Raw genomic sequence first — 25,845 nt, forward strand, 5'->3', positions numbered from 1 at the left:
AGCCTGACCATGACAGAACCTAATCACGATAACCGTGTGGGCCCGGAAGCCAGATGCTCTGCGCCTCCCCTCTCCCCGCATCTGGCCGCCATTTGGGGCGCCTTTCTCCATGAAGGGGTGATGCTGAACAAGGAGCGCGGTACCCGGCTTCTGGAGATCTGGGGTAATGGCTGTATCGAACTGATCAGCACCCTGTGTGACTTCATCCCCGATATCTGGAAACAGGTGCAACCCTACTGGTACGGCCCGCAAGGGTTTCCTGGGGTGTTCGAGTACGAGGTGGTGTCCATCCTGGGCGAACAGCTGGGCACCTATCTGCTCGAGAATGACGGCAATCTGCCACCCCATGACGACATCCAACAGATGATCACCGATCTGGTAGTCACCTTCTTCAGTCAAGGCGGCAGTCATGAGATCCCCTCGGATCAGACGCCCCAGACCCATCGGCTGATCAATCTCCATGATCGCTTTACCAAGCGGCTGACCCAACTGGAAGGAGGTCACTCATGAGTACACCCCGCGCTATCAAACCCTCATCCCGTCCGGCCCTGCGCCTGGTGTCCACCAAGGGCATGAACCGGGAACAGTGGCTCAAGGTCCGCAAGCAAGGTATCGGGGCCAGCGATGCCGCTGCGGCGGTGGGGCTCAACCCGTATCAGTCGCCCCTGGAGCTGTGGATGATCAAGACCGGTCGGGATGGCCTGTTACCAGCTCCTAATCCGGACGACATCCATACCCCGCTGTACTGGGGCAACCTGCTTGAACCCAAGGTGGCCGAGGCCTATGCCAAGGCGACGGGCAACAAGGTCCGGCGAGTGAATGCCGTGCTCCAGCACCCGGATGCGGACAAGTCCTGGATGCTGGCCAATCTGGATTATTCCGTTGTGGGCAATCCAGAGGTGCAGATCCTGGAATGCAAAACCACTGGCCTTAATGGCGCCAGGCTCTGGGCCGAGGGGGTACCGGAGTACATCCAGTGTCAGGTACAGCATCAGCTGGCCGTCACCGGCAAGCAGGCGGCGGACGTGGCGGTGCTGATCTGCGGGCAGGAATTGCAGATACACCGCATCGAGCGGGATGAAACCGTCATCAAGCAACTGATCGAGCTGGAGCGGGCATTTTGGCACTTGGTAGAAACCGATACACCACCCGACGCCGATGGCTCCGACTCCGCCGACCAGTCATTGCGAGCGCTCTACCCTCGTGATGATGGCGAAGCCCTGGATCTCATTGAAGACACCGCACTCAACGGCGACTTCAGTGAGATGCTGGATATCCGGGAACGCTTGGCCCGTCTGGCCGAACGGGAAGCCCGGCTCAAGCAACGCATCCAGCAACGCATGGGTGACGCCGCTCGGGCTTACTTCATCGACGGCCAGGTGAGCTGGAAGCGCAGCAAGGACAGTACGGTGCTCGATACTGACGCCCTGCTCAAGGCTCAGCCCGCGCTACTGCAGCAATTCCCCAAGCATCGGGCCGGCAGCCGCCGGTTCCTGGTCAAGGCCACCACCTGATCGTTCTCGCATCACCTCATTCAACACGCCAGCCTAAAAGCATAAACGCCGGGCCCTGCCCGGCGGCTGTGCGTTTTTTATAACAGGAGACTCCCATGATCAAAGGACTCGCCATTACTCCACCCGTAATTGGCCGTATCAGTATTGGCCGCATGGTGGAAAAGAACGGCAAGCGTCTGCCGGAGAAAGACGACCAATTCACCATTACTACCCAGATCCAGACCCGGGAGGGCTGGCTACCGCACCCACTGGATGAGGCTCTGCGCCAGGAGGGTCAGGGCAAGAAACTACGCAGCATTCCCGTCACCCTGCCCTTCAATGATCCGGACCTGAATCTGCGGGCGGAGTACACCTTCTTCGAGCGCAAGAGTGGCCGGCCCCTGTGCAGTGGCGACGGTGAGAGCTGTCGACGCCGCACCGACCAGGGCCTGGAACAACTGCCCTGCCCGTCACCCGACCTATGCGAATTCGGCGCCCACGATCTGTGCAAGCCCTACGGGCGGCTGTATGTACGGATCGGGGAAGAGGATGAACTGGGCTGCTTCGTGTTCCGGACCACCGGCTACAACAGCATCCGCACCCTGGCTGCCCGGCTGCGTTACTTCCATGCCATCAGTGGCGGCAACCTGGCCACCCTTCCCCTGGAATTGAAGCTACGCGGGAAGAGCACCACCCAGAGTCACCGGGCGCCGATCTATTACGTGGATCTGACACTGCGCGCTGAGCAATCCATGGAGGACGCCGTCAGCTACGCTAGAGAAACGGCCAAGGCCAGGGAAAACCAGGGCATCCACCAGGCAGAGCTGGACAAGGTGGCCCATGCCGGCCTGCTCAACGCTCAGTTCGAGTACTCGGAGGAGGAAGGGTTGCAGCTTGTGGAGGAGTTCGTGCCGGAGGGTGCTACACCATCGGGCAATGTCCAACCACAGTCGGCACAGGAACTCAGCCAGAAATTAGCCGGGAAGAAGGCAGGCTAATCAATCATGGCCAGCAGACCTTGGCGACGCTTAACGGACAGGCGCCGATAGCCCTTGAGCAGTTGGGCTTCGGCGTCATTACGTACCTGAGCGTCATACTTGGACTTCAGCTCTGAGGCACCCTCAACCTGATCACCGCAGATCAGATGATCCAGCGATACACCGAGGACCGCCTTCAACTTCGGCAGTAAACGAAATCCGGGCGAATCACGGCCATTTTCCCAGGCGGATATCGTGGATTTGGTCACATGAAGCTCGTCGCCCAACTGCTCTTGGGTCAGACCCAACGCCAACCGTGCTGCCTTCAGGCGCTCGGGAAAGCTCATCACGCCCACTCCATCAATCTGATAGAGCAACGCTACGGCAGTGCCATACCTCTGTCGTACCGGAATACTTGACCCTTAAGGTATAGCATTGCAATACTTTGCGAGTCTTGAATTACATAACACTCAAACTGAGACACACCTTCCAAACCAGCGGACACAGCGCTTGGGGGAGACCGCCCTTCCCAGGCACAGCACTCGACCTGTGCTTGGCTAAAAACCATGGAAGGACAGCCACTACAAGGAATGAACAATGGAAAACAGTACCACCGGGAACGAGATCTGGTTCTACGAACTCAACGGGGAAAGGAAGGGGGGCGTTTCTGAAACCGATCTTATCACCCTGATCAGCAACGGCACACTGCGCCACGGATCATCCGTCTGGAAGAAGGGGTTCGCGGACTGGACCAACATCGAAGATACCCAGCTTCGGGAACACTTTGATGATACGACCCCACCGCCGCTAACCGGCGCCAAAGTCAACAACACCGTTGTATGGATTCTGGCGTTTGCCCCACTGATCGGCCTCACCCTGGAATACTTTGTGGCCTACATGGTTCACAGCAGCGAGTACCGTGCCGAGCAAGCCGTTGCCAGCGGCCATTTCATTTACATCACTCTCATACTCAATATTGCCCTGTCTTTCCTGGATGAAAAGAGACTCAAGAAAGCCGGCACTGACACCAGCACATTTGGTGGATGGGTGTGGCTGGTGCCCGTCTATCTCTACCAACGATCCCAAGCCCTGAAGCAGAACCTGGCGTACTTCATCGTCTGGATCGTCTGTTTCCTATTAATTGTGGTTGGTGCTTAAGCCAATCACATCATGGAACGATTTTAAAAGAGAACCATCATGAAAAACCTCAAAGTAGCCCTAGCATGCATTTCCCTGGCAGCCCTATCCGGGTGCTCTTCTGAAATAGACGTCATTCGGGAAGGGCGCCTTGAATTACTCCCTGAATATAAAGTTGGCCAGGCCCTGGATAACCGTAAGCTTTGTGAGAGCACAGACTGGTCTGTCATTGAGGACGAACGGGGCCGAGATGTCGTTCGTTACACCTGTAATTTCAAGGACATAGAAAAGAATTACAGGGATACAGCAAATGAAATGATCGATGCTGCAAAAAACGACAGCAGGCTGATCACATTGCAGGAAAGGTTAAACGAACTCGAATCAGAAATAGCGAGAGAAAAACAACTATTAAAGAAAGCCCAAAATCATATCGATAGCGGTAATTCTTGGACTGAAAGGAAAACAGAAAACGGCTCCAGCTACACGGTTTGGCCTCGTGTCAAACAGCAATCAATAGCCGATATTGAGAATCACGAAAGAGAGGTCCGGAGCATAAAAAACCAAATCTCGATGATTGAAAAAGAAAACCAGGACTCCCTCTCTCTGGCTCAGGAGACTCTTGAGAAATACAAAGGAGCCAGGGCCTTTGAAACCATTGACTGGGTGGTAATGGAGGACGAAAGCTTCATGGTGCTTTCCGGAAGCATGCATCATACCAACATATTCAAAGATACCATCGAAGAAACGCCACACGAGAACATACAGTCCGCCCTCTACCTAATTTACAACGAAAACTTCGACACACTATTTGCTTATGAAGATGCCCTACAGCAAATAGCGGAGCTTTGATCATACTTCAATAAGACCCAGTCGCTGACTAGAACGGGCAGCGAATCTGCCCGTTTTATCATCTCCTCAAACTAGGACAACTCAATGAGCAAAGATATTGACATCGAAAAATACACCTCCGAAGACATCACTACTGAAAAGCTCTCCGAACTCATTGCCAAGAAAGCTTCCTTTCAAATTGTCGCGGTCAAGAACATCAGCTCCGTGGTAAATAAAGTCGAGGGAGCCATTGAAAAAAAAGGGCTACGTTGCCGCGTGTACACAGAATACAGAGCGGCCTCCTTAGCCAGCTTCGCTATCCCGACTGGCTTTACCCAGGTTACTGGCTTTGCCTCAGTGATTGGCATCGCCGCTCATAACCTCGCCACTTTCAACCCTGATTATGAGATAGGCAAGAACAAACCTGCCGGCAAAGTGACCGTCATTTACAAAAAGGACTGATTCTCCACAGAATCAGTTAGTCGATCAGCCCACTTCAGGTTGGTGTACAAACTCTTCTTATACATATTCGGGATGGCAAAACCCTACACCATCAAGAGGATTTGCGAACTCGAAACAACGGCAAAGAAGATCAGTAACCCATGTCCTGATTTTGGGCTTGCTCGGCTAGGGAACGCATGGCTTCCTGACTCTGCTCATCCCGTCTTACTTCGATCAAAAGCTGATCCCAATCATCGGGAGGGTGGCCACTTTTCAACATCTTGCGGAAAACCCGGTAGGCATCATCGGAGCTCTCATACGCCCGCTTGGTGCCTTCATCATTGACCCAAGCATAGACAATAACCTTGCTTGAGGCGTGGTAGCGAAAGAACAACCGGTATTGCTGAAAGAACTTCGCACGGAACCAGTGCTTGTAATCCTCACCAAGCGTGCCCCCCTGCCGGAAATCCGGTTTTGTAGGGTCCTGCGGGATGACCTCGAAAGCCAGCTTGGCAATCGCAGCTAACCGCTTGGTGGCATTTTTCTTGGTGAACCCCTCAGGATTTTTTTCCTTAAGGCTTTCGACTTGCCTTGCCAGGGTTTCAAGCTGTTCCAGAAATAATGGGTGAGCGAAGACCGCCCAACCATTGATAGTCAGAGCGGTCGATTGCCTCCCACTCATTCATCGTCTTCCTGTAAAGACGCATCCAGATCAACCTCGACACCCTTCGTCAGCGACTGGATACGCTGCATTAACGCATCCTCAACCGCAAGGATGTGCTCCGGATGCTCGGCGATATCACTCGCCAGGAAATCCAGGAACGACCCCAGAGCCGGGTCATCGCCTTCGTTGGTAGCGCGGGTCAAGACCACTTCGCCGTTTTGGCGGATGACATACTGAATCTTGTCTCGCTTATTGAGCTTGAGAGCACGACGAACCGTTTCCGGCACGGTGGTCTGATACCGATCTGTCAGCGTGGATTCAACTTCAAGGGTGGCCATGGCCGCCTCCTGCGCGATGGGGGATGACAGGCAGATGGTAATGCAACCGCATTACATGCGTCAATGCAATCGCATTACCAAAAACATCACCCCACCTGATCCCTCTCTCCAATTCTCTCCAGAATCCAGGATTCCACCTCGTCAGAGACCCACCCCGTTGCACGGGCACCCAGCGGAACCGGCTTTGGAAAGACCCCGTCCGCAATCAGCTTGTAAATGTAGGACCGTCCCAGGCCGGTGGTATCCATCACTTCTTTCAATCGCATGATTCTCATGAGCAATCTCCTTCATCTCATGAGATGCGGCATGGCGGTAAAAACTAACCAGCCTGACCACTACCGACGACTGCATCCAAAGCTATTGGAGCCATCCCCATATCGCTTGGTCTCGGCCTTGGCGAAGTAGCTAAGTCTCCTGAATAGATCCACATACCGGTCGAATATCGTCACTGAGTTCGCATCAATGTAGTAGGTCCCATTGGTAGGGAAATGCACTAGCCACTGGCCAGCACCCCAAGGAAGCCTCAGCGCACTGCACCAGGCGCTACGGATTCTTCCCGACATATTTTCCGCTGCGATCCTTTCCTCTTCTTCCGGGTGGCCATTACAGCCGAATGCCCCGAGATAGCGGTAAGCGTCTCCGTTCAACAATATGCAACAATGGTAATGGCGATGGCGCGATATGTTTTGCTCTCTCGCCCAAACATATCGGAGTTCGCAGGAGTGCACTCTCTGTCCCTGCCTGGCCTTTCTCAATTGGTGGGCGTTGATTTTCGCCTGCAGAGATTCAAAGAAGCTCGATATCACACTGGAGTCTGGCTCAGGGAAGTCGACAGGGATTCTGAGATCGAAGCGGATAGCCGTGGTTCGTCGATACCTGTCCACCGCCTTCTTCATGGTTTCCAGGATTCTCTCAAGATACTGCTCAATGTAGGGAGAGTGCTTGGGCAGCAGCGGAAGACCGTTCCATTCAGTGCCTTCCACTAAGGTCAGGTTGGGGTTGTGGGGATGTCGTGTTGCCATGTCTGTGTCCTATTCGTTGTTGAACACAAGAACAGGCACACACGTAATTTCTTACTCGGATTAGCCTCCACCACGCTATAGCCATTGGCTACCAAGCGTACTTCAATGATAAAACCTATATATCTATAACAGACAGCTGAGATGCCTGAGAAAGGCACACTGCAGCGCAGCCATCAAGGGGCTCACCCTGAAGGGCAACCAAATTTCACTCTGGAAATATATGATGCACTGAAACCAGTTTTCCTCTCTTCCTACCCCATTTGAAAGTCCCGACACTCACAGTCGCCAGACCTAAGACCCTCTCTGGATTTAGACAACCTCTAATCTGACAATCCACCGCCGAAACCTTTTCGTAGCCCCATATGAACCAAAGAGGCATCTTTAATCTCCGTCTCTTTATTCAACCGCTCCCAGCGCTTTTTCCCTCCCTGAAAATCCCGAAACAGGAATATGCTCTCTTCCAGCTGCTTCTCACTCCCTGGGAAAATAGCCAGGGTCCATAACCTTCCGGTCTCAGCATTGATCAGCTGATACGAGCTATAAATCCTAAATTTGGTGCTCTCACACAAAAAACACTCCAAATCAGCCCCCTTCAGAGCCTCCTTATAGAGGCTCATGGCCGCATCAGCCCATTTCTTCACCCCATGATCGACCAAATACTCCAACACAGTAGGCAACAGCGCCCTCTTGTCTTCGGCCATATGCTCAAACCAATGCTCCGTACCCAGCTCTCGCCCCAAATCCTCACTTAATGATTCACCCTCCCCATCACCAAGGCCATCCTCATCCACAACTCTCCTTTCAAGAACAAGGCATGCATGCTGGGCCAATAGACAGGCGAGATGCCCTGCAGTCTTAAACCACGGTCTATCCCGGAAATATTCGCTCCAACCAGCCGGCAATCCCTCTCTTTGCTCAATCTTAGCCAGCTCCTCCTTATCAAGCCTCCTAAAAGTTCTTGCTCCAAAAAGGCCATAGAAATCGCATATCCTATCAAGCGGCCTCCAAGCCAACCGATCGAATACATAGATACAATGGACCCTATCCTCCCCGAAGAAAGAATGCCCTAAATTGAGCCAATAGACCCCTGGCCTTCTCCCAAACAGATGTTTACTGCTAATACCGGGTAGCCAGTTTCCGAGCACCCCAACCTCAGCAAGTTGATTGAGCGCATACCGAAACTGTGACTTTTCAAGTCCCGCCATCTCTCTCAAAGCCTTCTCCCCATAGCCACTGACATACCCTGTCTTATCAGCAGACATCACAAGCACCCCGAGCAAGACCAAGCTGTTCACAGTCAGCGCATCGCTCCCCTCTTCCCTTTTCACCCGAATCCGACCCAACCTTTCATTTTGGCAAAAGAGCCCCCTGATCAGATTTTGATTTAGTGAAAAAGCCTTATCCCCCTCTACTAACGCAGCCAGCCTCTCAATATTGATTCTGAAGCTTTTCTGTCTCCTACCCCTTTTGCTCTCAGCTCCCGGCATAGGGCAGAGCTCAACCACACCTACCTCAACCCAAGCATTCCTAGAGCTGCTCACATAGCGGTCATTGAGCTGGATCTTTTGTGCTAGATCTTTTACTTTATCCGTGACGGTGTTGGTCCCGTAGCGCCTCCAAACCGCAATGAGGAAATACTTGTCTATTGCAGACACCCGGTCATCCCGGAGTTTGAGAGCCCAGCAGATAACATCTTCGTTAGTCACAATTAATCCCCATATTTTTACCCTAAAATTGTAGCGACTAGAGTAGCTTCGGCGCCAATGATGTTACAGCTCAACATTTTCTATTGCATTAATCTAAAACTAGTTATAAACTAGTATCTACTAGTTTATAACGTTACGGACACGGCAGTCATGTCAATAGTCGAGCTCTTGAATCAAGGCGATACCGCTGAATACGAATGGGCTCTGAGCTACCTACGGAAGAAAGGCTACTCTCGATCAGTCCCTCCACACGACAGCACGTTTCAGCAACTACAACAGGTTAATCGCCTAGATAAAGAGGCAATGCGATTATTCGAGGCAGCCCTCGACCGCCACAGAAAGCGACAAGAATCAAAGCAAAAGGGGGAGAAAAATTACAACTTTTTTCTTAGCAAAAAAGCAGACGACCAACTCACAAAATTGCGTAACGAATACCGAAAATCCGTGCCTGAGATGCTCGAGTTTCTGATCAATCAATCAGCCAAAGATTTTGAGTGGGGGAAGAGGGAGGGAAAGCGAATGGCCATGGCAACTGCCCACACCAGAAAAGCCACTCTATTTCAGCCAGACAACTCACAAGCAATCCTAGGAAGTCAGATCGAAGGTCTTGTGAATGCTGTTCAATCCAGGGATCGAATTATCAACCAACAGATAAACATGCTATCCGAACTACAAGCAAAGCTAGAAAGCTGGGGGCTCTCCAACGAAACCCCTGGCCCAGATTATGAGACTCTAAAAGCTCAACACTTCAAGAAAACTGATCAGTCAATCCGTCTAGAGCTCGAAAAACGCCCCCAGCAACAGACCGAGACTGACCACGACAGACAAGACCAAGATACACAGGCATGACCTCAAACTAGCGACTTACCCCATACACCTTCCTTAACTCATCAAGCTGCCGACCAATCAGCTCAGCAGTACCACGATCTACTCCGAAATCTCTGGCAACGGCAGCGAAATCAGCGAGAGCATCCACGATCCCATCAATATCTTTCCGGGCCAGCTCCCACTTGGCGTACCCAGCCCGCGCCGCCAGTCCTTGGATGGCTTTTAGCGGCGGATTCTTGCCGAAACCGGCATAAGCGGTGGCATGCTCCTGGTAGGGGTGAGGGCTAAAGGTCACATCGTAGAAAGGGGCAGGCACCCATTCGCCGGCATCATCCTGCAGGAAAGCCCAGTTCTTGCTGTGGTCATCTTGGTTGCAGGCAAACAGGTTGAACATGGCTCTGCGGAACTGCAGCTTGCCGACCGCTGGCGACCGGCAAAGATGGCGGCTGGCCTTGAGCAGATCCTCGTAATCCAGGCTAGGCGTCCGGAAATCCGCATCCAGCAAGCCACAGGCACTGTGCATATGGAGTCGACCTGCCTTTTGGGGATGGCTTACCCAATCGAACCGCTTTACCCCAAGCCAGGCACGGGCACCACTTTGCTCTGGCGCCTCAAACAATCGCCACTCAGGCGGCTCCAGCCCCAGCTTTCCGGCCAGGTGCAGATAGACCGCTTCACAGAGCCCTTCCTCATGGCCGAGGGGCAGATTCCTGGAGGTAAACTTGACCAGCCAGGCCTCATCGCCTGGCCTCGCCACCGTGCGGCAGCGATCTGGCTCATCCGGGGAGATGTAGAACTGCGCTTTGGGTCTGGCACCACCGGAGCTACCTGCTGCCACCAGATCCGCCAGCACCTCTTCCGTCTGACCGTCAAAAAACGCCTGCGCCTCCAGACCCAGCTTCGCCAGGTCGATGTCGCCGGTTGAGGCAAGCCGGTATTCCGAGGTCGGCGAGAATGACAGGGCCCCCATCCCGGAAGCCCCTACAAACGCCAGGCGATCCATGGCGGTGATCTGGGCAGGGAGAATGCCATGCTGTCGGAACACTCGGTCTTGCAGCAAGGAACCCCAGCCATCAGGCAGACTATCGCCGAACAGGCCATGCAGGCCGGAATGCGGCCTTTTGGGAGCAAGCTGCAGCTCAGTGGTTGCCTTCAGGCCAAAGGGCGACAGGTTTCCGAAGCGCCCGAGATAATCGGCATCGTACTGAAAAAAGACGCCCTGCCGGTTCTGCGCCAGCACGCCTACCGTCACCGCCTGCCCCGTTGCCAGCGTGCGGGTTACCGTCAGCTTGCGGACCGGTTTAAAGGTCATCGCTCAACACCTCATCGATACTGGATGGCAACTCAGCTTCGCTGAGGGAATGGCGAGTCAACGCATACAGGCGACGTAGATCATCCAGACTCTGCCAGAGGAATAGCAGCTGCCGGAACGAAATTTGGCCGGTGAGCTCGAATTTCTTGATGGTGGATGCTGGCACACCACTACGCGCAGCTAGCGCATCGCGAGACAGCTTGGCCTGCTTGCGCAAACGTCGCAGATGGGTGGCAAATGCCTGCTGGACATCGGCATCGTCAATCAGGGACGGTGTCATATCATTCCAAATCAGACACAATGATGTCCAATCATTGCACAAAAACAAAAAATAGACACTATTATGTCTTTTCATACCCCCCCTATCCCGACTGCCAAGTATTGCTGCGATCCAGAATCTTGGAGCCATAAGCTAGCTGTAGAGGCATTACGCCCGATGAAGGCAGTGGCAAAGGGGCTGATGGGTTTTACGCAGACAACACGGACGCTGGAGGACGCTCGGCATCAAGTAACCAGAGCGCCCCACACAAGCCACTCAGGCCAGCACTTCCAGCCCCTTTTCCGCCACCAGATTCAGCAGCTTTAGCGAAGGGCCATTCGGCTTTTTCTGGCCTTGCTCCCACTTCTGCACCGTGGACACACTGGTATTCAGATAGGCAGCAAACACGCCTTGGCTGGCGCGATTTCGAGTGCGGATACGCCTGATCTGCACCGCCGTATACTCTTTCACAGGCGGCAGACAGAGCGCATCGAACTCACGGAGAGTCGCCTCTTTCATTACCCCCGCTTCGTGCAGATCTTTCGCCGATTCATGCACTGCGTCCAGTATTGACTTACTCATCGCTCTTCACCTCAATTAACGCACCACTCTTTATCGCTTTGGCCAATGCCCTATCGCTATAGCTCAGCAGCTCTTTTGCCAAATATTTCAAGGCCCTCAGCTCATCAGCAGAGATATTCGCGCGTGCGCTTTTAGCGAAGCCATAAACAAAGAAGGCCTTATCACCAACCCTGTACGCCAGCAGGGTCCTCATCCCTCCGCTTTTGCCTTGGCCACCGACAGCCACACGTTTTTTCACCACATGGCCACCCAAATTCGCATCAATCAGGCCACGCTCCATTTCATCAACCGCCGCAAGCAGCAAGGCGTCATTCAAGCCCTCTTTTGATGCCCACTTACTGAATGGCCTGTTCTTGAATATCCGCATCTCATGCCCTTGCCAGCCTCGTCAAAGTATAGCACCTAGTGCCATAGACAACCACGCCACAATCATCACTCTAGTAGCAACAGCAGGAGCAGAGAACCCTCCTCATAAACCTAAAAAATCGGTTAAATTTTGACCAGCTGCGCGCAGACAAAAAGGCGCCGCGCATTTGCTCATTAAGCTAAATCAAGGGCTTAAAAGTGGTGGGCAGCATGGTGGGCAAAGCAAAAATCACCATGCAAATAGCACAATAAGATACTGATTTTAAAATATTTTTAATTTTTAACCAACAAGAAGATCCAGAATATCGAATAAGCCCCGCGCCATTTTCCTTTTTCAGAAACCGATATCCCGGTAATGCCGGGAGACTTTCTCGATGGCGATCACATAGGCCGCCATCCGGTAATCGTCAATTTTCGGGTTCTCGTTACGGGTACGAATGATCTCCTGCAAGGCCAGGCGCATGGAATCATCCAGCCCGGAGCGCACCAGATCGAACTCGTCGGCGCCGCGAGCCAGTTCCTTGACGATATGCTCGGGCACCTTGGTGTTGGTGGCCTGCTCGATGGCATCAATCACATGCTGGCCACGGGCTTCGTGGAAGCGCTTGTCCAGGCGTCCGAAGCGCACGTGGTTGAGGTTACGAATCCATTCGAAGTAGGAAACGATCACACCACCGGCATTGCAGTAGGCATCCGGAATAATTTCCACACCCTTTTCGCGAAGAATCCGATCCGCTTCAAACGTCACCGGCCCGTTGGCCGCTTCCGCGATCAGCTTGGCCTGAATACGCGGCGCGTTTCCGGCGGTGATGACACCTTCCAGTGCTGCCGGTATCAGAATATCGCACGCTCTTTCCAGCGCCTTGATGCCGTCTTCCAGATAATCCGCACCGGCAAACCCCTTCACACCGCCTGTTTCCACAATATGCTGGCGCACCGCGCCCACGTTGAGGCCGTCTTCATTAATGATAGCGCCATCCCGTTCGATGATGGCGGTAATGCGGCAATCGTCTTCCGTTTCCAGGAAGTGCGCCGCGTGATAGCCCACGTTACCCAGCCCCTGAACAATCACCCGTTTGCCTGCCAGTGAACCCGACAGCCCGGCACGCTTGATTTCTTCCGGGTGTCGGAATAGTTCACGCAGTGCATATTGCACGCCCCGCCCGGTGGCCTCATTGCGGCCACGGACCCCGCCGTGCTCCACCGGTTTACCGGTCAGCGCGCCCATGTAATTAATGTCGTTGGGGAACATCTGTTTGTAGGTGTCCACCATCCAGCCCATTTCCTGCGGACCGGTGCCCATGTCCGGCGCCGGCACATTCTGGGACGGGCTCAGGTAGCCCTTGTTGATGAGTTCGCGGGCAAAACGGCGGGTGATGGCTTCCAGTTGGTGCCGCTCGTATTTTTTCGGGTCGATCACCAGCCCGCCCTTTGAGCCGCCGAAGGGCACATCGACAATGGCGCACTTGTAGGTCATCAGCGCTGCCAGCGCTTCCACTTCATCCTGATCCACAATCGGGGCGTAACGAATGCCGCCCTTGGAAGGCAGCCGATGATCACTGTGGGTGGCGCGCCAGCCGGTGAAGATTTCTGCCTTTCCATTGATCTCCACGGGGAAAGACACCTGCACCACGCTCTGGCACACTTTCATGGCATTGCCCATGCCCGCATCGAGCCCCATGATGTCGATGGCATGGTCGACCATGTGTTCAACGCTTTCCCGAAATGACATGCCCTTCTGGGCGTATTTGGTATCGCTCATGGCTGCTCCGTCAGTCCTGTTGTTCTTGGTAGAACCTGAACATTAGCAGCGCCTTTTCGGCAAGGGTGTTTATGCTTTGTTATGCCCTGTTAACGTGCACGGAGGTACCAGTCAGCGCGGCACCGCCAGCACCGCAAAGGTATCGCCCACATTGACCAGGGCAGGATGGCGACGGCCAATCAGCAGGCCATCGCAGGGGGCGCGATATTCCACCGGAGCGGCACCGGTACGTTCCAGGGAATGCACCCGGGCCAGCACATCACCGGCACGGACGCTGTCACCCAACGCCACAGCAAATTCCAGCAGGCCACGATGTTCGCTGATCCGGTAATACTCACTCCCGGGAATCTCCAAAGCCTGGGAGGCCACCACCTCCGGATCGCCGGGCAGGATGCCAGCAAAGCGCAGCAGGTTCTCCACCCCCCGCTCCGCCAGCGCGACAGTCTCGGGGGTAGTCGTGCCGCCGCCACGCAGTTCCGTACTGACGAACACCTTGCCGCTGCCCTCCACCACGCTGTCGTAAAGCACGTCGCCTTCCAGTTCCGCCATGAACAGCGTGTAGGGCGCACCGAAGGCGGTGGCGGCGGCAAGACAGCGGGCTTCGAACCCCCGGTCGCTCATCCGGTGGGTGGCGGCAAAGGGCAGCAGATCCAGGGTGCGGCCCCCGGAGTGGATATCCAGTGCCAGATCACACAGCGGCACCAGATAGCGGGTGAGGTAATCGGCGATTTTTTCCGTCAGGGTGCCCGCCGGATGACCGGGAAAGGCCCGATTCAGATTGCCGCCATCCAGCGGCGAAGTGCGAGTGCCGTTCAATACCGCCGGATGGTTGAGCATGGGCACGATAATCACCCGTCCGCGCATCTCTTCGGGTTGCAGACGATTGGCCAGCTTCAACAAGGCGGTGATGCCTTCGTATTCGTCACCGTGATTGCCGCCGGAGAGCAAGGCCGTCGGCCCCTCGCCGTTGCGTACCACGGTGATCGGAATCATCACATTGCCCCAGGCGGAGCCATCATGGGAATGGGGCAATTTCAGAAAGCCGTGCTGAACGCCGTCCCGGTCGAAATCCACTGTGGCGCTGATAGGGCTGTCTTGCATAACGAGATCGGATCCGGGGCTGGGAATGTTGGCGGAGGCATCGGCGACACCCCCGGGTAGTACCCCCTATGATGCGCGCATTTCCGGCATCGCGAACAGCGCAATTTTGCGCTGTTCGCCATACCCAAAACGGCATCGTGCTTCTCAGAAGTCGTCGGTTACCGCCCCTTCACTGGCGGAGCCCACCAGGCGCGCATATTTTGCCAGCACACCCCGGGTATAACGGGGCGGCGGTTGCTGCCAGTTGGCTCGCCGGCGGGCCAGTTCCTCGTCGGACAGGTCCACGGTGAGTGTATTGGCCTCCGCATCGATGGTGATGCGATCGCCGTCTTCCAGCAACGCCAGCGGCCCCCCATCGAAGGCTTCCGGGGTCACATGACCCACCACGAAACCATGGCTGCCGCCGGAGAAACGGCCGTCGGTGATCAACGCCACATCATTGCCCAGGCCTCGGCCCATGATCGCCGATGTGGGAGTGAGCATTTCGCGCATGCCCGGGCCGCCACGGGGGCCCTCGTAGCGGATCACCACCACATCGCCGGCAACCACGGTGCCGTCATTGATCCGTGCCTGGGCTTCCTCTTCCGAACCGAACACCCGCGCCGAGCCGGAAAAATGGGTGCCCTCCTTGCCGGTGATCTTGGCCACCGCCCCCTCCGGGGCCAGGTTGCCGTAGAGGATGCGCAGATGGCTTTCCGCTTTCAGCGGGGCCGTCAGGGGAGCGATGATGTCCTGGTCCGACGGATACGGCGCCACCTCGGCCAGATTCTCTGCCAGGGTGCGGCCGGTGACAGTCAGACAGTCGCCATGCAGCAGGCCGGCTTCCAGCAAGATTTTCATCAACGGCTGAATCCCGCCGATGGCCACCAGCTCGCTCATCATGTACTGACCGCTGGGGCGCAGGTCCGCCAGCACCGGTACCCGTTTGCCGATGTCAGTGAAGTCGTCCAGTGACAACGGCACCCCCACCGTGCGCGCCATACCCAGCAGGTGCAGCACCGCATTGGTGGAACCGCCCAGGGCAATCACGATGGTGATGGCATTTTCGAAGGCCTGGCGGGTCATGATGTCGGAGGGCTTGATGTCCTTTTCCAGCAGGTGCAATACCGCCGCACCGGCCCGCTCGCAGTCTTCCCGCTTATCCTCGGACACCGCATTCTGCGCCGAGCTGCCAGGCAGGCTCATGCCCAGCGCTTCGATGGCTGACGCCATGGTATTGGCGGTGTACATACCGCCACAGGAACCGGGGCCCGGAATGGCGGTTTCCTCAATCTGCTTGAGCTCGATCAGGTCCATGTCACCGCGGGAATGGGCGCCCATGGCTTCGAACACGGAGACGATATCGGTGTGGCCCTTGCCGGGCAGGATGGTGCCGCCATAGACAAACACACTGGGACGGTCGAGCCGTGCCAGGCCGATCAGGCAACCGGGCATGTTCTTGTCGCACCCCCCGATTGCCACGAGACCATCAAACCCCTCGCAGCCGGCCACCGTCTCGATGGAATCGGCGATCACCTCCCGGGACACCAGCGAATACTTCATCCCCTCGGTGCCATTGGCAATGCCATCGGAGATAGTGATGGTATTGAAGATCACCCCTTTACCACCGGCATCGTCAGCGCCTTCACAGGCCCGCTCAGCCAGTTCGCCGATATGGCTGTTGCAGGGCGTCACCTGGCTCCAGGTGGAGGCAATGCCGATCTGGGGTTTCTGGAAATCCTCATCGGTAAACCCCACCGCCCGCAACATGGCCCTGCCAGCCGACTTGCCCGGGCCGTCCACCACCTTTGAGGAATGACGTCGGCGTGGGTCGTTCTGGGTATCACTCATAATCTCTCCTTGTCCGCTGTCGGGGGGAGTGCCTGGCGTCACTGGTGACAGGCCCGGCGCAGCCTTGCACACGTTACCCTGCCATGGCGCTGGCTTCGAGTGGCATATGACGTGTCGCTTCCTTTGCGCCTATAATGCGCGCTTTACCGGGATCGCGAACAGGACTGTCATCACTATGGCCGACAAAGGCACGCTGTATATCATTTCCGCCCCGTCCGGCGCCGGCAAGACCAGCCTGGTGGCGGCGCTGGTCGACAAGCTGGAGCAAGTGCGCATCTCCGTCTCCCATACCACCCGCGCCATGCGTCCCGGGGAAGAGGACGGGGTGAACTACCACTTCACCGACCGCGACACCTTTGTTCGCCAGGTGGAGCAGGGGCGGTTTCTGGAGCATGCCGAAGTGTTCGGCAACCTGTACGGCACCAGCGCCGACTGGGTGGCCCAGACCCTGCGCAGCGGTGATGATGTGATCCTGGAGATTGACTGGCAGGGCGCCACCCAGATCCGCAAGCAACTGCCGGACTCGGTGAGCATCTTTATCCTGCCGCCGTCCCTGGAGACCCTGGCGGAACGCCTGCGTGGACGGGAAACCGACGACGAATCGGTAATCCAGCAACGCCTGGACGGTGCCCAGGAGGAGATGAGCCATTACGGAGAGTTCGACTATCTGGTGGTCAACGATGATTTCCAGCGCGCGCTGTACGAACTGGAAGCCATCCTGGAAGCCCGCCGGCTGATCACATCCCGGCAATCCGCACGACTGGCGGCCACCCTGAGCAATCTGCTGGGCAAACGGTAGGCTGCCCGGCGGCGCTGGACTTGCTCACCAATTCACCAGTAAAATCGCTCCCCCTCGCGAATTTCAGGCGCTGCCGCCATCGGCATCGCCACCCTGTAGGAGAACAGCATGGCCCGTGTAACCGTTGAAGATTGCCTGGAAAAACTGGATAACCGCTTTGAGCTGGTACTGGTAGCCGGCAAGCGCGCCCGTCAACTGCAGACCGGTGGCAAGGAACCCCGCGTGGCCTGGGAAAACGACAAACCCACCGTGGTGGCTCTGCGTGAAATCGCCGAAGGTCACGTGACCTCCGAATCCGTGGACAACCCGATCGCTGACCGCAGCGCTGACGTGGACGAACTGGCCCTGCTGACCCAGTCCTTCGGCGAGTAATACCGTCTCCGGCAGGTGCCCGCCCGGGCACTTGCCGGTATTTCCCTGTCTGCCGCTTTTCCCCTCCGCGACCCACCCGGAAAATTCATTGCCGGTGACTATCGCCCTTGTCATAGACAAATCCCCTCGCCAAATCTAAGCTTGAAGTCATTCCTGATCATTACTCCGCCCCGGGCGTGACGAGGACTTTTGCCCACCATTCATAACCTGGAAAAACGGTTACGCAGTTATCTGGACGACGATCAGATCGCCCAGGTCGTACGCGCATACCATTTTGCCGAGCAAGCGCACGAGGGGCAGTACCGCCGCACCGGGGACCCGTACATCACCCACCCGCTGGCCGTGGCCAACATCCTCACCGACATGCACATGGACCATGCCTCACTGATGGCTGCCATGCTGCACGACGTGATCGAGGACACCGGCATCTCCAAGGAACAGCTGGCCGGGGAATTCAGCGAAGAAGTGGCCGAGCTGGTGGATGGCGTGTCCAAGATCGCCCAGATCAAGTTCGAGTCCAAAGCGGAACAGCAGGCGGAGAACCTGCGCAAGATGATGCTGGCCATGACCCGGGACATCCGCGTCATCCTCATCAAGCTGGCCGACCGCCTGCACAACATGCGCACCCTGCACGTGATGCGCGCGGAAAAACGCCGCCGCATCGCCACCGAAACCCTGGAATTGTATGCGCCCATCGCCTTCCGGCTGGGCATGTACAACATGCGGGTGGAGTACGAGGACCTGGCTTTCCACGCCATCTACCCCATGCGTGCCCGCCTGATCGGCCAGGCGGTGAAAAAGGCCCGTGGCAACCGCAAGGAAATCCTCACCACCATCAAGGCCAGCCTGGAACACTGTCTCGAAGAAGAAGGCATCGAAGCGCGGGTACTGGGTCGCGAGAAGCACCTGTTCAGCATCTATACCAAGATGAAGGAACAGCACAAACCCTTCGCCGACATCATGGATGTGTTCGGCTTCCGCATCATCGTGGACCGGGTGGATACCTGTTACCGGGTGCTGGGCGCCGTGCATAACTACTTCACCCCGATCCCCGGCCGCTTCAAGGACTATATCGCCATTCCCAAGGCCAACGGCTACCAGTCCCTGCACACCACCCTCAAGGCGCGCTCCGGCATTCCCCTGGAAATGCAGATCCGCACCGAGGAAATGGAGGCCATGGCCAATAACGGCATTGCCGCCCACTGGCTGTACAAGGCCGACGATGAGCCCGGCTCACCCACCCACAGCCGCACCCAGAGCTGGATGCAGCGCCTGCTGGAACTGCAGCAGAAAGCCGGCAACTCCATGGAGTTCATCGAGAACGTGAAGGTGGACCTGTTCCCGGACGAGGCCTATGTGTTCACCCCCAAGGGCGACATCAAGGAACTGCCCGGCGGCGCCACCGCAGTGGATTTTGCCTATGCGGTACACACCAAGGTCGGCAACAAGTGCGTGGCCGCCCGCATCGACGGCAAGCTGGCAGCGCTCTCCACACCCCTGGAATCCGGCCAGACGGTGAAGATCATCACCGCCCCCAACGCCACTCCCAACCCGGCCTGGCTCAACTTCGTGGTCACCGGCAAGGCGCGCACCAACATCCGCCATTTCCTCAAGCACCAGCGTCGCGAGGATGCGGTGGAACTGGGTGAGCGGCTACTGGAGAAAGCCCTGCACTCTTATGACATCGGCATGGACGAGCTGCCCATCGAACGGGTGGTGAGCGAGCTGGCCGGAAACGGCTATGTGGAGCTGGACGACCTGCTGGAAGACATCGGCATGGGCAATCGCCTGGCGCCGCTGGTGGCCCGCAAGCTGGCCGGCGCCCGCGATGACGATGAACGTCAGCATGAGGACGACCGTCGCCCGCTGGCCATCCGCGGCAGTGAAGGCCTGATGGTCAGCTACGCCAAGTGCTGCCTGCCCCTGCCCGGCGATACCATCATTGGCCATCTGAGTGCCGGTCGCGGCATCGTGGTGCATCGGGACACCTGCAAGAACCTGCTTGCAGAAATGCGTAACGCCCCGGAAAAATGCATCGCGCTGAGCTGGGACAAACAGGTGGAGCAGGAATTTACCGCCGCCCTGCGCATCGAACTGATCAACAAGCGCGGCGTGCTTGCCACCCTGGCCAACAGCGTCTCCGAGCTGGGCTCCAATATCGACACCATCGACATGGCCGAAAAGGATCCCACACTCACCACCCTCAACGTGACCATGACCGTCAGGGACCGGATTCACCTGGCCCGCATCATCAAGAAGCTGCGCACCCTGGACAGCATCGTGCGGATTCACCGATTGTAGAAACCCTCTGTCCTCAACAGGGGGCGCTTTCTCTCCAGAAACGCTGGCGTTCGACTCGGTGATATTGCGAGTTGCGAGAAGCGAGTTTCGAAAGGCGACAACCTGTCAGATCATGCCTTTCGAAACTCGCTTCTCGTGACTCGTTACTGTTGAATCGCGCCGCCAGCGACGCTCCTACAAGCCGGCAGGAGCCGCCCATGTTGCGTGCGAGCCTGCTGCGTGCAAGCATAGCCCCTTTCCTGATTTCGTCTGTCAGCGCCATGGCGCTGGCAGCTCAACCAAGTGAAGAACCAACCATGTCCAACCATTCCGTGATCAGCACCGACAAGGCGCCCCAGGCCATCGGTACCTATTCCCAGGCCATCAAGGCCGGCGCGACCGTTTACCTGTCTGGCCAGATTCCCCTGGTCCCCGACACCATGGAACTGGTGAACGGCGACATGGAAGCGCAGATCGAGCAGGTATTCAGCAACCTGACCGCCGTGTGCGAGGCCGCCGGCGGCAGCCTGCAGGACATCGTCAAGCTGAACATCTTCCTCACCGACCTGAGCCATTTCGCCCTGGTCAACGAAGTGATGGCCCGCCACTTCAAACAACCCTACCCGGCCCGGGCGGCTATAGGCGTAGCTGCCCTGCCCAAGGGTGCCGGGGTGGAAATGGACGGCATCATGGATATTGCCTGACCAGGCAAAAGCCGCATTCGCCCTGTAACACGCCCGCTACTTGCGGGCGTGTTTCGTTAACAAACCTGATCCCGACGGGGGAAGACAACGGCGGTCAAAAAGCGCACCATCTGGGGACAACGTCATCCGCTATGGAGGGACTGCGATATGGATACCGCAACCCACGACTTGCCCACCCTGTTCGCCCAGCTCGGCCTGGAAAACAGCGATGCGGCCATCGAAGACTTCATCCATCAGTACGCTGGCACCCTGAAAGACAGCATGCATCTGCACCAGGCGCCCTTCTGGAACGACGCGCAGGCGCGCTTTCTGGCTGAGGCTATTCGTGAAGACGCGGATTGGGCCGAAGCGGTGGACAGTTTGAGCGCCCTGCTTCGGCATTAACCATTTCCAGGCAACCCCTGACGCCAGAAGCCTGTTACGCCAGCTGCAGGACCTGGGCAATGCGGTCGAAGAAAAAGCAGTAGATCAGCAAGGGAAAGGGGAGGCCCAACAGAGAGCCAAGCAGGTAATCCCGGCGTTTCACCCCGCTCAATGCCAGGGTGTAGTTCAGGGCAGGCATGGTCTGGAACAACAACCGCAGCAACATCACACTGCGCACCGGGTGACTGTCCAGCCGGGCGAGGATCTTTCTTGCCAGGGGTTTGTCGATATCGCGCAGGGCGCTGCCGCCCACCCCCTGTACCACCTGGAAGGTGACCAGGCAGGATACGCAGGCCGCCACATACGTCACCAGTCCGCCAGCCACTGTGCCCAGCGCCAGTATGGCCGCCGCCAGAAACGGCCAGCCCGGCAGCTGTATCAGGTTGCCGATGGCAAACGCCAGCACAAACAGCAGCACACCCACCAGCAGATTGGCTTCCAGCAACGTCCGCAGAGCCGTGAGGGAAAACTGCTCGCGCAGCCCGGTAAGTTCCACAATGAGCAGCACGGAAACCAGCATCACAGCCAGCAGGATCAGTCGTCGATAACGTGTCATGGCAAGGGGGGAGGCCACATCCGGATTCCTGTTTCAGGTTTAACCAACAGTGTACCCGATAGGTGCGCCACGGAAATGTGAAGCGAACCTGCGCCTGGCGGCGGGATTGGAGAAAGTCGCGAGTGACGAGAAACGAGTTTCGAAAATCAAACCCTGTTTGCCTTTCGCTCCTCGAAACTCGTGACTCGACACTCAGCACTCAGCACTCAGCACTCACGAGCAGGCGTTATTCTCCCTGCTCGTCCATTCAGGCTTCAGCCCAGCCCCAATTCTGAATCCAGCACAGCCTGATACCCTTCCGGCAGCACATCTGCCCAGGCGTCCAGACCCGCGCGCAGCCCCTCCAGGCTGTCCGCCACCAGGTTGGCGTGGCCCAGCTTGCGGCCCGGGCGCACGCCCTTGCCGTACCAGTGCACCACACCCGGGTGTTGCAGCCAGGCGCTTTCGAAGGGAGTGCCGATCAGATTCACCATGGCAGTGGGACCGTGCACATTCAACGCGTGCAGGGGCACGCCGGCCAGGGCATGGACATGCAAATCGAACTGGGACCAGTCCGCGCCTTCGTGGGTCCAGTGACCGGAGTTGTGCACTCGCGGGGCAATCTCGTTGACCATCAGCTGGCCATCGGTTTCGAAGAATTCCACCGCCATCACACCGGCATAGTCCAGCTCTTCCATGATGCCCTTGAGCATCTGCTCCGCCGGCTTCTGCAGATCGGCACAGGCATTGGCCGGGGCCAGACTCAGGCGCAGGATGCCGTCCACATGCCAGTTGCGGGTGAGCGGGTAGAACAGGGTTTCCCCGCGGGTGCTGCGGGCACCGACAATGGACAACTCGCGGCGGAAAGGGATTTTCTGTTCGATGATGGCCTTGCCGGCCAGTTCGCTGACAGGCACCGCGCCCAGATCACCGCCTTCGCCAATGATCCAGGTGCCGCGCCCGTCATAACCGCCGGTGCGTGCCTTGACCACCACGCCGCCAAACTTTTCCACGGCCGCAGCCAGATCTTCCGGCTGATCCAGGGTTACCCAGGGAGCAGTGGGAATGCCCAGCTTGTCGAGCATGGATTTCTGGGTGAACCGGTCCGGGATCACTTGCAGGGCGCCCCGGGCCACACAGCGATCGCTTGTTGCCAGCTCCGCAGAGAGACCGGTTTCCGGGAAGGCCTCGCGCTCCACGGTAATGACCGGGTAACGCTCCAGACACTCCTCCCAACTGATTGGCACCGCCAGATCCGAGGTGCCGGGCAACAGCAAGGCCCGCTCCGGGTCGTAACGATCCACCACCAGCCCCAGCCGGGCCGCCGCTTCCGCCATCATCAGGCCAAGCTGGCCTCCACCAAGAACAAGCACGCGATTCATCAGCCTTCACCCAGCTCAGCATTGGCCAGCACGTCAGCGGCCCGGGTGGCTTTCCAGTCAGCGATCTTCTGCAGTTGCTCCGGGTTACCCGCGGCCAGCATCTGTGCCGCCAGCAGACCCGCGTTCCAGGCACCGGCCGCGCCGATGGCCAGTGTGCCCACGGCCACGCCCTTGGGCATTTGCACGATGGACAACAGGCTGTCCCAGCCGGACAGGGTGCGGCTTTTCACCGGCACGCCGAGCACGGGCAGCGGGGTCAGGGAAGCGATCATGCCCGGCAGGTGCGCAGCGCCACCGGCACCGGCAATGATCACCTGATAGCCATTGTCGTGGGCGCTTTTGGCGAAATCATACATGCGCTGAGGGGTCCGGTGGGCAGACACCACTTCCGCCTTCCAGCCCACGCCGAACTGGGTCAGGGCGTCACAGGCTTCTTTCATGGTTTCCCAATCGGACTGGGAGCCCATTACCACGGCAACCGGTGTGCTCATTCGCTTCACTCCATCGCGCCCACCACGGGCTTTTGCGGGGTTTTCGCCCGCCACAGAAAAATTTGAGGCGCACACTTTACTAGCGCGTGCGCGGGAGGCAAGTCCGCTTTAGGGGCAGTGAATAATTCATAGTTAATAATTCATAGTTAAAAGTGAAAAATAAACCTTAAATTCAACTGGTTACCGATATTTCTGGCACTTTTCCCCGGTTTTTGGTGGATGGCGCCGTTTATCGGCTGATCAGGGCAGCGTAACCATCCTGGTAACCCGGATAGCGCAGGGTGTAATGCCCCTGGCGAATGTACTGGCTGCGAATCCGTTTGCCAGCGGGCGCGTCGTCGGGCACCGCCAGGGTCAGCCCCTGCTGCTGGGCCAACCATTGCAGCACGTCCAGGTTACGCCCACCCACGTTGTCGGTACCGATCACCAACGGCGGCATTTCCTGCCCTGCCAGCCAGCCATCTGCCACGTTCTTGAGCAGGCCCACACAATCATCCCGGTGAATGCGATTGGTCCACTGGGCGGCCGGCAATGCTTCCTCGCCCCGGGCCAGCCGCGCCGCCTTGTCGATCTGCCGGTAACGGCCCGGTCCGTAGATGCCGGAAAACCGCACCACGGTACAGTGGCTGCGAATGCTCAGCTCTTCTTCCGCGGCCAGCAGCACCTTGCCGTTATACCGGGTGGGTCGAGGCGGTGTCAGCTCATCCACCTCGCCCGCCACGTCACCGAACACCGCCGTACTGGACACAAAGATCACCGGCGGCAGCGGCTGCTGCCCGGCCAACGCATCCAGCAAGGTCTGCGGCGCCCGAATATAGGCTTTCAGGTAGCCCTCTTCACTGTACTCGGAGGGCGTCATGATGATGACGACCAGATCCACCGGATCCGGCGGCAACAGGGCCGCACCCTCCAACAGATCCTGACTGTACAACTCCACCCCGGCGGGGCAACGGCTGCCCCGGCGAATAGCGCTGACCCGGTGTCCGTCCGCCAGTAACTGTTCCGCAAGACCGGTCCCCAGATCTCCCAGGCCGGCAATCAGAATGTGGGACATAAATGAAAAACCAATTAATAGTTAATAATGAATAGTTAATAGCGAAAAAACGCACTTGGTCCAAGGTAGGCGCGCGTCTGCTATTACCGCAGCTCTCCGACCCTTTCTCGCGAGCTATTAACTATTCACTGTTAACTATTCACTGCCATGTTTTCTAGGCACAATGGCCAGTAATTGGATAAGCGAATCAGTGCCATGACATTAACAGAACTACGCTATCTCGTCGCCCTGGCCCGGGAGCGCCATTTTGGCCACGCCGCCCAGGCCTGCAACGTGAGCCAGCCCACTCTCAGTGCGGCGATCAAAAAGCTGGAAGAGCAGCTGGGTATGCCCCTGTTCGAACGTCGTCCACGGGAAGTGGTGGTTACGCCCCAGGCCGAACCCATTGTCGCCCAGGCCCAGCGGGTGCTGGAACAGGCGGACTTGCTCACGCAGATGGCCATGAGTCAGCAGGACCAACTGGGCTCGCCACTGCGCGTTGGCGCCATTTTTACGGTGGCCCCCTACCTGTTCCCCACCATGGTCCCGAAGGTACGCGCCGCGGCACCGGAAATGCCCCTGTTTATCGAGGAAAACTACACCCACGTGCTGCGGCGCAAGCTGGAACAGGGCGACCTGGATGCCATTATTGTGGCGCTGCCTTTCTCCGGCGGCGGCCTGGTGCGGGCACGCATGTACGAGGAATCCTTTTCCGTGCTGCTGCCCGGCGATCATCCCTGGACCGCCCAGACCGAAATCGCCCCGGACCAGTTGCTGGACGAAACCCTGCTGCTGCTGGGGGAAGGCCACTGTTTCCGGGACCAGGTACTGGAACTGTGCCCGGCCATCGATTCCCAGCGCCAGCGCAATCTGGTGCAGATTGAGGGCGGCTCCCTGGAAACGCTGCGGCACATGGTCGCCAGCGGTCTGGGCATCACCGTGCTGCCCAACTCTGCCCTGCACCAGCATGGCTACGACAAGGCCACGTTCGCGGTACGCCCCTTCAAGGCCCCGGTTCCGGCGCGGACCATTGCCCTGATCTGGCGGGACAGCTTCCCGCGGCCGAAAGCCATTGAGGTGCTACGCCAGGCGGTGCCAAAGGAAGGGCTGGCCGGCTGATAAGGAACGAGAAGCGAGGTTCGCGTTGCGAAAAACCGAACCGCTTTTGCTTTTCGCAACT

At 57.4% G+C, this 25,845-nt stretch carries 30 protein-coding genes; 13 read left to right on the forward strand and 17 right to left on the reverse strand.

The window, feature by feature from the left end:
• Positions 1-9: 9 nt before the first annotated feature.
• The 3 genes from C4S63_RS09570 to C4S63_RS09580 all read left to right on the forward strand — a co-directional run bounded on the left by C4S63_RS09570 (position 10) and on the right by C4S63_RS09580 (position 2,491).
• Positions 10-510: a hypothetical protein gene (locus tag C4S63_RS09570; protein WP_233192295.1), complete on the forward strand. Its 501-nt coding sequence runs from the start codon at positions 10-12 to the stop codon at positions 508-510.
• Positions 507-1,514: a YqaJ viral recombinase family protein gene (locus tag C4S63_RS09575; RefSeq protein ID WP_062814933.1), complete on the forward strand. Its 1,008-nt coding sequence runs from the start codon at positions 507-509 to the stop codon at positions 1,512-1,514. Before C4S63_RS09570 ends, C4S63_RS09575 begins: the two co-directional genes overlap by 4 nt.
• Positions 1,515-1,609: 95 nt before the next feature.
• Positions 1,610-2,491: a hydrolase or metal-binding protein gene (locus C4S63_RS09580; protein WP_103917429.1), complete on the forward strand. Its 882-nt coding sequence runs from the start codon at positions 1,610-1,612 to the stop codon at positions 2,489-2,491.
• On the opposite strand, the gene C4S63_RS09585 is transcribed toward C4S63_RS09580, so the two are convergent.
• Entirely contained in the window at positions 2,488-2,817 is a 330-nt protein-coding gene (locus C4S63_RS09585) for a helix-turn-helix domain-containing protein (RefSeq protein WP_230457725.1), read from the reverse strand. The two genes, C4S63_RS09580 and C4S63_RS09585, sit on opposite strands and share 4 nt — an antisense overlap.
• A 250-nt stretch (positions 2,818-3,067) precedes the next feature.
• Between C4S63_RS09585 and C4S63_RS09590 the strand changes: the two genes are divergently transcribed.
• The 3 genes from C4S63_RS09590 to C4S63_RS09600 all read left to right on the forward strand — a co-directional run bounded on the left by C4S63_RS09590 (position 3,068) and on the right by C4S63_RS09600 (position 4,897).
• Complete coding sequence (locus tag C4S63_RS09590; RefSeq protein WP_063508934.1) at positions 3,068-3,628, forward strand: DUF4339 domain-containing protein; 561 nt, start codon at positions 3,068-3,070, stop codon at positions 3,626-3,628.
• A gap of 39 nt (positions 3,629-3,667) precedes the next feature.
• Positions 3,668-4,456 (forward strand): hypothetical protein, encoded by a 789-nt coding sequence (locus C4S63_RS09595; RefSeq protein WP_063508933.1) that lies wholly within the window; start codon positions 3,668-3,670, stop codon positions 4,454-4,456.
• An 84-nt stretch (positions 4,457-4,540) separates the two neighbouring features.
• A complete protein-coding gene (locus tag C4S63_RS09600; protein WP_035249895.1) occupies positions 4,541-4,897 on the forward strand; it encodes a hypothetical protein in 357 nt (118 codons plus the stop codon).
• A 130-nt stretch (positions 4,898-5,027) separates the two neighbouring features.
• On the opposite strand, the gene C4S63_RS09605 is transcribed toward C4S63_RS09600, so the two are convergent.
• The 5 genes from C4S63_RS09605 to C4S63_RS09625 all read right to left on the reverse strand — a co-directional run bounded on the left by C4S63_RS09605 (position 5,028) and on the right by C4S63_RS09625 (position 8,606).
• Positions 5,028-5,558 carry a type II toxin-antitoxin system YhaV family toxin gene (locus C4S63_RS09605; RefSeq protein WP_063509012.1) on the reverse strand — a complete coding sequence of 177 codons (531 nt, stop codon included), beginning with the start codon at positions 5,556-5,558 and terminating at the stop codon, positions 5,028-5,030.
• Positions 5,555-5,878 (reverse strand): type II toxin-antitoxin system PrlF family antitoxin, encoded by a 324-nt coding sequence (locus tag C4S63_RS09610; protein ID WP_063509011.1) that lies wholly within the window; start codon positions 5,876-5,878, stop codon positions 5,555-5,557. The genes C4S63_RS09605 and C4S63_RS09610 overlap by 4 nt, the downstream gene beginning before the upstream one ends.
• Positions 5,879-5,964: 86 nt before the next feature.
• Positions 5,965-6,153, reverse strand: a complete 189-nt coding sequence (locus C4S63_RS09615) for an AlpA family transcriptional regulator (protein WP_063509010.1) — start codon at positions 6,151-6,153, stop codon at positions 5,965-5,967.
• A 60-nt stretch (positions 6,154-6,213) separates the two neighbouring features.
• On the reverse strand, positions 6,214-6,900 hold the full coding sequence (locus tag C4S63_RS09620) for an inovirus Gp2 family protein (protein WP_063509009.1): 687 nt from the start codon (positions 6,898-6,900) through the stop codon (positions 6,214-6,216).
• A gap of 320 nt (positions 6,901-7,220) precedes the next feature.
• Positions 7,221-8,606 (reverse strand): hypothetical protein, encoded by a 1,386-nt coding sequence (locus tag C4S63_RS09625; RefSeq protein ID WP_063509008.1) that lies wholly within the window; start codon positions 8,604-8,606, stop codon positions 7,221-7,223.
• 150 nt (positions 8,607-8,756) lie between these two features.
• Here C4S63_RS09625 and C4S63_RS09630 point away from each other — a divergent pair, with 150 nt between their 5' ends.
• On the forward strand, positions 8,757-9,455 hold the full coding sequence (locus C4S63_RS09630; RefSeq protein WP_063509007.1) for a hypothetical protein: 699 nt from the start codon (positions 8,757-8,759) through the stop codon (positions 9,453-9,455).
• 7 nt (positions 9,456-9,462) lie between these two features.
• On the opposite strand, the gene C4S63_RS09635 is transcribed toward C4S63_RS09630, so the two are convergent.
• From C4S63_RS09635 to ilvD, 7 genes are all read right to left on the reverse strand, one after another.
• Positions 9,463-10,746, reverse strand: a complete 1,284-nt coding sequence (locus C4S63_RS09635; protein WP_063509006.1) for a type II toxin-antitoxin system HipA family toxin — start codon at positions 10,744-10,746, stop codon at positions 9,463-9,465.
• Positions 10,736-11,026, reverse strand: coding sequence for a helix-turn-helix domain-containing protein (locus C4S63_RS09640; RefSeq protein ID WP_063508380.1), 291 nt, complete (start codon positions 11,024-11,026; stop codon positions 10,736-10,738). The genes C4S63_RS09635 and C4S63_RS09640 overlap by 11 nt, the downstream gene beginning before the upstream one ends.
• A 255-nt stretch (positions 11,027-11,281) precedes the next feature.
• Positions 11,282-11,587, reverse strand: a complete 306-nt coding sequence (locus C4S63_RS09645) for a DNA-binding transcriptional regulator (RefSeq protein ID WP_039926534.1) — start codon at positions 11,585-11,587, stop codon at positions 11,282-11,284.
• Positions 11,580-11,954, reverse strand: coding sequence for a type II toxin-antitoxin system RelE/ParE family toxin (locus tag C4S63_RS09650; protein WP_063509005.1), 375 nt, complete (start codon positions 11,952-11,954; stop codon positions 11,580-11,582). Before C4S63_RS09650 ends, C4S63_RS09645 begins: the two co-directional genes overlap by 8 nt.
• Before the next feature lie 333 nt (positions 11,955-12,287).
• The gene (locus C4S63_RS09655) at positions 12,288-13,715 is read right to left on the reverse strand and encodes a Glu/Leu/Phe/Val dehydrogenase (RefSeq protein ID WP_103917430.1); all 1,428 of its coding nucleotides are present in this window, start codon (positions 13,713-13,715) and stop codon (positions 12,288-12,290) included.
• Between the two features lie 111 nt (positions 13,716-13,826).
• On the reverse strand, positions 13,827-14,816 hold the full coding sequence (gene doeB, locus C4S63_RS09660; protein ID WP_103917431.1) for a N(2)-acetyl-L-2,4-diaminobutanoate deacetylase DoeB: 990 nt from the start codon (positions 14,814-14,816) through the stop codon (positions 13,827-13,829).
• A 144-nt stretch (positions 14,817-14,960) separates the two neighbouring features.
• Positions 14,961-16,646 (reverse strand): dihydroxy-acid dehydratase, encoded by a 1,686-nt coding sequence (gene ilvD, locus C4S63_RS09665; RefSeq protein WP_103917432.1) that lies wholly within the window; start codon positions 16,644-16,646, stop codon positions 14,961-14,963.
• Between the two features lie 175 nt (positions 16,647-16,821).
• On the opposite strand from ilvD, the gene gmk reads away from it, so the two are divergent.
• The 5 genes from gmk (at position 16,822) to C4S63_RS09690 (ending at position 21,185) form a co-directional block, all read left to right on the forward strand.
• Positions 16,822-17,445, forward strand: coding sequence for a guanylate kinase (gmk, locus tag C4S63_RS09670; protein WP_103917433.1), 624 nt, complete (start codon positions 16,822-16,824; stop codon positions 17,443-17,445).
• Between the two features lie 108 nt (positions 17,446-17,553).
• Entirely contained in the window at positions 17,554-17,817 is a 264-nt protein-coding gene (gene rpoZ / locus C4S63_RS09675) for a DNA-directed RNA polymerase subunit omega (protein ID WP_062814950.1), read from the forward strand.
• A gap of 189 nt (positions 17,818-18,006) precedes the next feature.
• The gene (gene spoT, locus C4S63_RS09680) at positions 18,007-20,118 is read left to right on the forward strand and encodes a bifunctional GTP diphosphokinase/guanosine-3',5'-bis pyrophosphate 3'-pyrophosphohydrolase (protein WP_062814951.1); all 2,112 of its coding nucleotides are present in this window, start codon (positions 18,007-18,009) and stop codon (positions 20,116-20,118) included.
• Positions 20,119-20,414: 296 nt separating this feature from the next.
• The gene (locus C4S63_RS09685) at positions 20,415-20,801 is read left to right on the forward strand and encodes a RidA family protein (RefSeq protein ID WP_103917469.1); all 387 of its coding nucleotides are present in this window, start codon (positions 20,415-20,417) and stop codon (positions 20,799-20,801) included.
• A gap of 147 nt (positions 20,802-20,948) precedes the next feature.
• Positions 20,949-21,185: a DUF2789 domain-containing protein gene (locus C4S63_RS09690; protein ID WP_062814952.1), complete on the forward strand. Its 237-nt coding sequence runs from the start codon at positions 20,949-20,951 to the stop codon at positions 21,183-21,185.
• A gap of 34 nt (positions 21,186-21,219) precedes the next feature.
• On the opposite strand, the gene C4S63_RS09695 is transcribed toward C4S63_RS09690, so the two are convergent.
• The 4 genes from C4S63_RS09695 to C4S63_RS09710 all read right to left on the reverse strand — a co-directional run bounded on the left by C4S63_RS09695 (position 21,220) and on the right by C4S63_RS09710 (position 24,686).
• The gene (locus tag C4S63_RS09695; protein ID WP_231866202.1) at positions 21,220-21,798 is read right to left on the reverse strand and encodes a TVP38/TMEM64 family protein; all 579 of its coding nucleotides are present in this window, start codon (positions 21,796-21,798) and stop codon (positions 21,220-21,222) included.
• 236 nt (positions 21,799-22,034) lie between these two features.
• Positions 22,035-23,141, reverse strand: coding sequence for a 5-(carboxyamino)imidazole ribonucleotide synthase (locus tag C4S63_RS09700; protein ID WP_103917434.1), 1,107 nt, complete (start codon positions 23,139-23,141; stop codon positions 22,035-22,037).
• Complete coding sequence (purE, locus tag C4S63_RS09705) at positions 23,141-23,632, reverse strand: 5-(carboxyamino)imidazole ribonucleotide mutase (protein WP_062814955.1); 492 nt, start codon at positions 23,630-23,632, stop codon at positions 23,141-23,143. Before purE ends, C4S63_RS09700 begins: the two co-directional genes overlap by 1 nt.
• 229 nt (positions 23,633-23,861) lie before the next feature.
• On the reverse strand, positions 23,862-24,686 hold the full coding sequence (locus C4S63_RS09710) for an NAD-dependent epimerase/dehydratase family protein (protein WP_063508810.1): 825 nt from the start codon (positions 24,684-24,686) through the stop codon (positions 23,862-23,864).
• 195 nt (positions 24,687-24,881) lie between these two features.
• Between C4S63_RS09710 and C4S63_RS09715 the strand changes: the two genes are divergently transcribed.
• Entirely contained in the window at positions 24,882-25,784 is a 903-nt protein-coding gene (locus C4S63_RS09715) for a hydrogen peroxide-inducible genes activator (protein WP_062814957.1), read from the forward strand.
• The last annotated feature ends 61 nt before the right edge of the window (positions 25,785-25,845 follow it).

Source organism: Alcanivorax sp. DSM 26293 (genome assembly GCF_900107995.1).
Lineage (GTDB): Bacteria > Pseudomonadota > Gammaproteobacteria > Pseudomonadales > Alcanivoracaceae > Alcanivorax.

What these genes read in the sequence shown, in the direction of transcription:
- C4S63_RS09650 (WP_063509005.1), bottom strand. Translation starts at nt 11,954, where the DNA reads ATGCGGATATTCAAGAACAGGCCATTCAGTAAGTGGGCATCAAAAGAG.
- doeB (WP_103917431.1), bottom strand. Translation starts at nt 14,816, where the DNA reads ATGCAAGACAGCCCTATCAGCGCCACAGTGGATTTCGACCGGGACGGC.
- C4S63_RS09615 (WP_063509010.1), bottom strand. Translation starts at nt 6,153, where the DNA reads ATGAGAATCATGCGATTGAAAGAAGTGATGGATACCACCGGCCTGGGA.
- C4S63_RS09645 (WP_039926534.1), bottom strand. Translation starts at nt 11,587, where the DNA reads ATGAGTAAGTCAATACTGGACGCAGTGCATGAATCGGCGAAAGATCTG.
- C4S63_RS09605 (WP_063509012.1), bottom strand. Translation starts at nt 5,558, where the DNA reads ATGAGTGGGAGGCAATCGACCGCTCTGACTATCAATGGTTGGGCGGTC.
- C4S63_RS09600 (WP_035249895.1), top strand. Translation starts at nt 4,541, where the DNA reads ATGAGCAAAGATATTGACATCGAAAAATACACCTCCGAAGACATCACT.
- C4S63_RS09610 (WP_063509011.1), bottom strand. Translation starts at nt 5,878, where the DNA reads ATGGCCACCCTTGAAGTTGAATCCACGCTGACAGATCGGTATCAGACC.
- C4S63_RS09620 (WP_063509009.1), bottom strand. Translation starts at nt 6,900, where the DNA reads ATGGCAACACGACATCCCCACAACCCCAACCTGACCTTAGTGGAAGGC.
- C4S63_RS09685 (WP_103917469.1), top strand. Translation starts at nt 20,415, where the DNA reads ATGTCCAACCATTCCGTGATCAGCACCGACAAGGCGCCCCAGGCCATC.
- gmk (WP_103917433.1), top strand. Translation starts at nt 16,822, where the DNA reads ATGGCCGACAAAGGCACGCTGTATATCATTTCCGCCCCGTCCGGCGCC.
- ilvD (WP_103917432.1), bottom strand. Translation starts at nt 16,646, where the DNA reads ATGAGTGATACCCAGAACGACCCACGCCGACGTCATTCCTCAAAGGTG.
- C4S63_RS09595 (WP_063508933.1), top strand. Translation starts at nt 3,668, where the DNA reads ATGAAAAACCTCAAAGTAGCCCTAGCATGCATTTCCCTGGCAGCCCTA.
- C4S63_RS09690 (WP_062814952.1), top strand. Translation starts at nt 20,949, where the DNA reads ATGGATACCGCAACCCACGACTTGCCCACCCTGTTCGCCCAGCTCGGC.
- C4S63_RS09710 (WP_063508810.1), bottom strand. Translation starts at nt 24,686, where the DNA reads ATGTCCCACATTCTGATTGCCGGCCTGGGAGATCTGGGGACCGGTCTT.
- C4S63_RS09590 (WP_063508934.1), top strand. Translation starts at nt 3,068, where the DNA reads ATGGAAAACAGTACCACCGGGAACGAGATCTGGTTCTACGAACTCAAC.
- C4S63_RS09635 (WP_063509006.1), bottom strand. Translation starts at nt 10,746, where the DNA reads ATGACCTTTAAACCGGTCCGCAAGCTGACGGTAACCCGCACGCTGGCA.
- C4S63_RS09700 (WP_103917434.1), bottom strand. Translation starts at nt 23,141, where the DNA reads ATGAATCGCGTGCTTGTTCTTGGTGGAGGCCAGCTTGGCCTGATGATG.
- C4S63_RS09580 (WP_103917429.1), top strand. Translation starts at nt 1,610, where the DNA reads ATGATCAAAGGACTCGCCATTACTCCACCCGTAATTGGCCGTATCAGT.
- C4S63_RS09640 (WP_063508380.1), bottom strand. Translation starts at nt 11,026, where the DNA reads ATGACACCGTCCCTGATTGACGATGCCGATGTCCAGCAGGCATTTGCC.
- C4S63_RS09715 (WP_062814957.1), top strand. Translation starts at nt 24,882, where the DNA reads ATGACATTAACAGAACTACGCTATCTCGTCGCCCTGGCCCGGGAGCGC.
- C4S63_RS09585 (WP_230457725.1), bottom strand. Translation starts at nt 2,817, where the DNA reads ATGAGCTTTCCCGAGCGCCTGAAGGCAGCACGGTTGGCGTTGGGTCTG.
- C4S63_RS09575 (WP_062814933.1), top strand. Translation starts at nt 507, where the DNA reads ATGAGTACACCCCGCGCTATCAAACCCTCATCCCGTCCGGCCCTGCGC.
- C4S63_RS09570 (WP_233192295.1), top strand. Translation starts at nt 10, where the DNA reads ATGACAGAACCTAATCACGATAACCGTGTGGGCCCGGAAGCCAGATGC.
- C4S63_RS09630 (WP_063509007.1), top strand. Translation starts at nt 8,757, where the DNA reads ATGTCAATAGTCGAGCTCTTGAATCAAGGCGATACCGCTGAATACGAA.
- rpoZ (WP_062814950.1), top strand. Translation starts at nt 17,554, where the DNA reads ATGGCCCGTGTAACCGTTGAAGATTGCCTGGAAAAACTGGATAACCGC.
- C4S63_RS09655 (WP_103917430.1), bottom strand. Translation starts at nt 13,715, where the DNA reads ATGAGCGATACCAAATACGCCCAGAAGGGCATGTCATTTCGGGAAAGC.
- purE (WP_062814955.1), bottom strand. Translation starts at nt 23,632, where the DNA reads ATGAGCACACCGGTTGCCGTGGTAATGGGCTCCCAGTCCGATTGGGAA.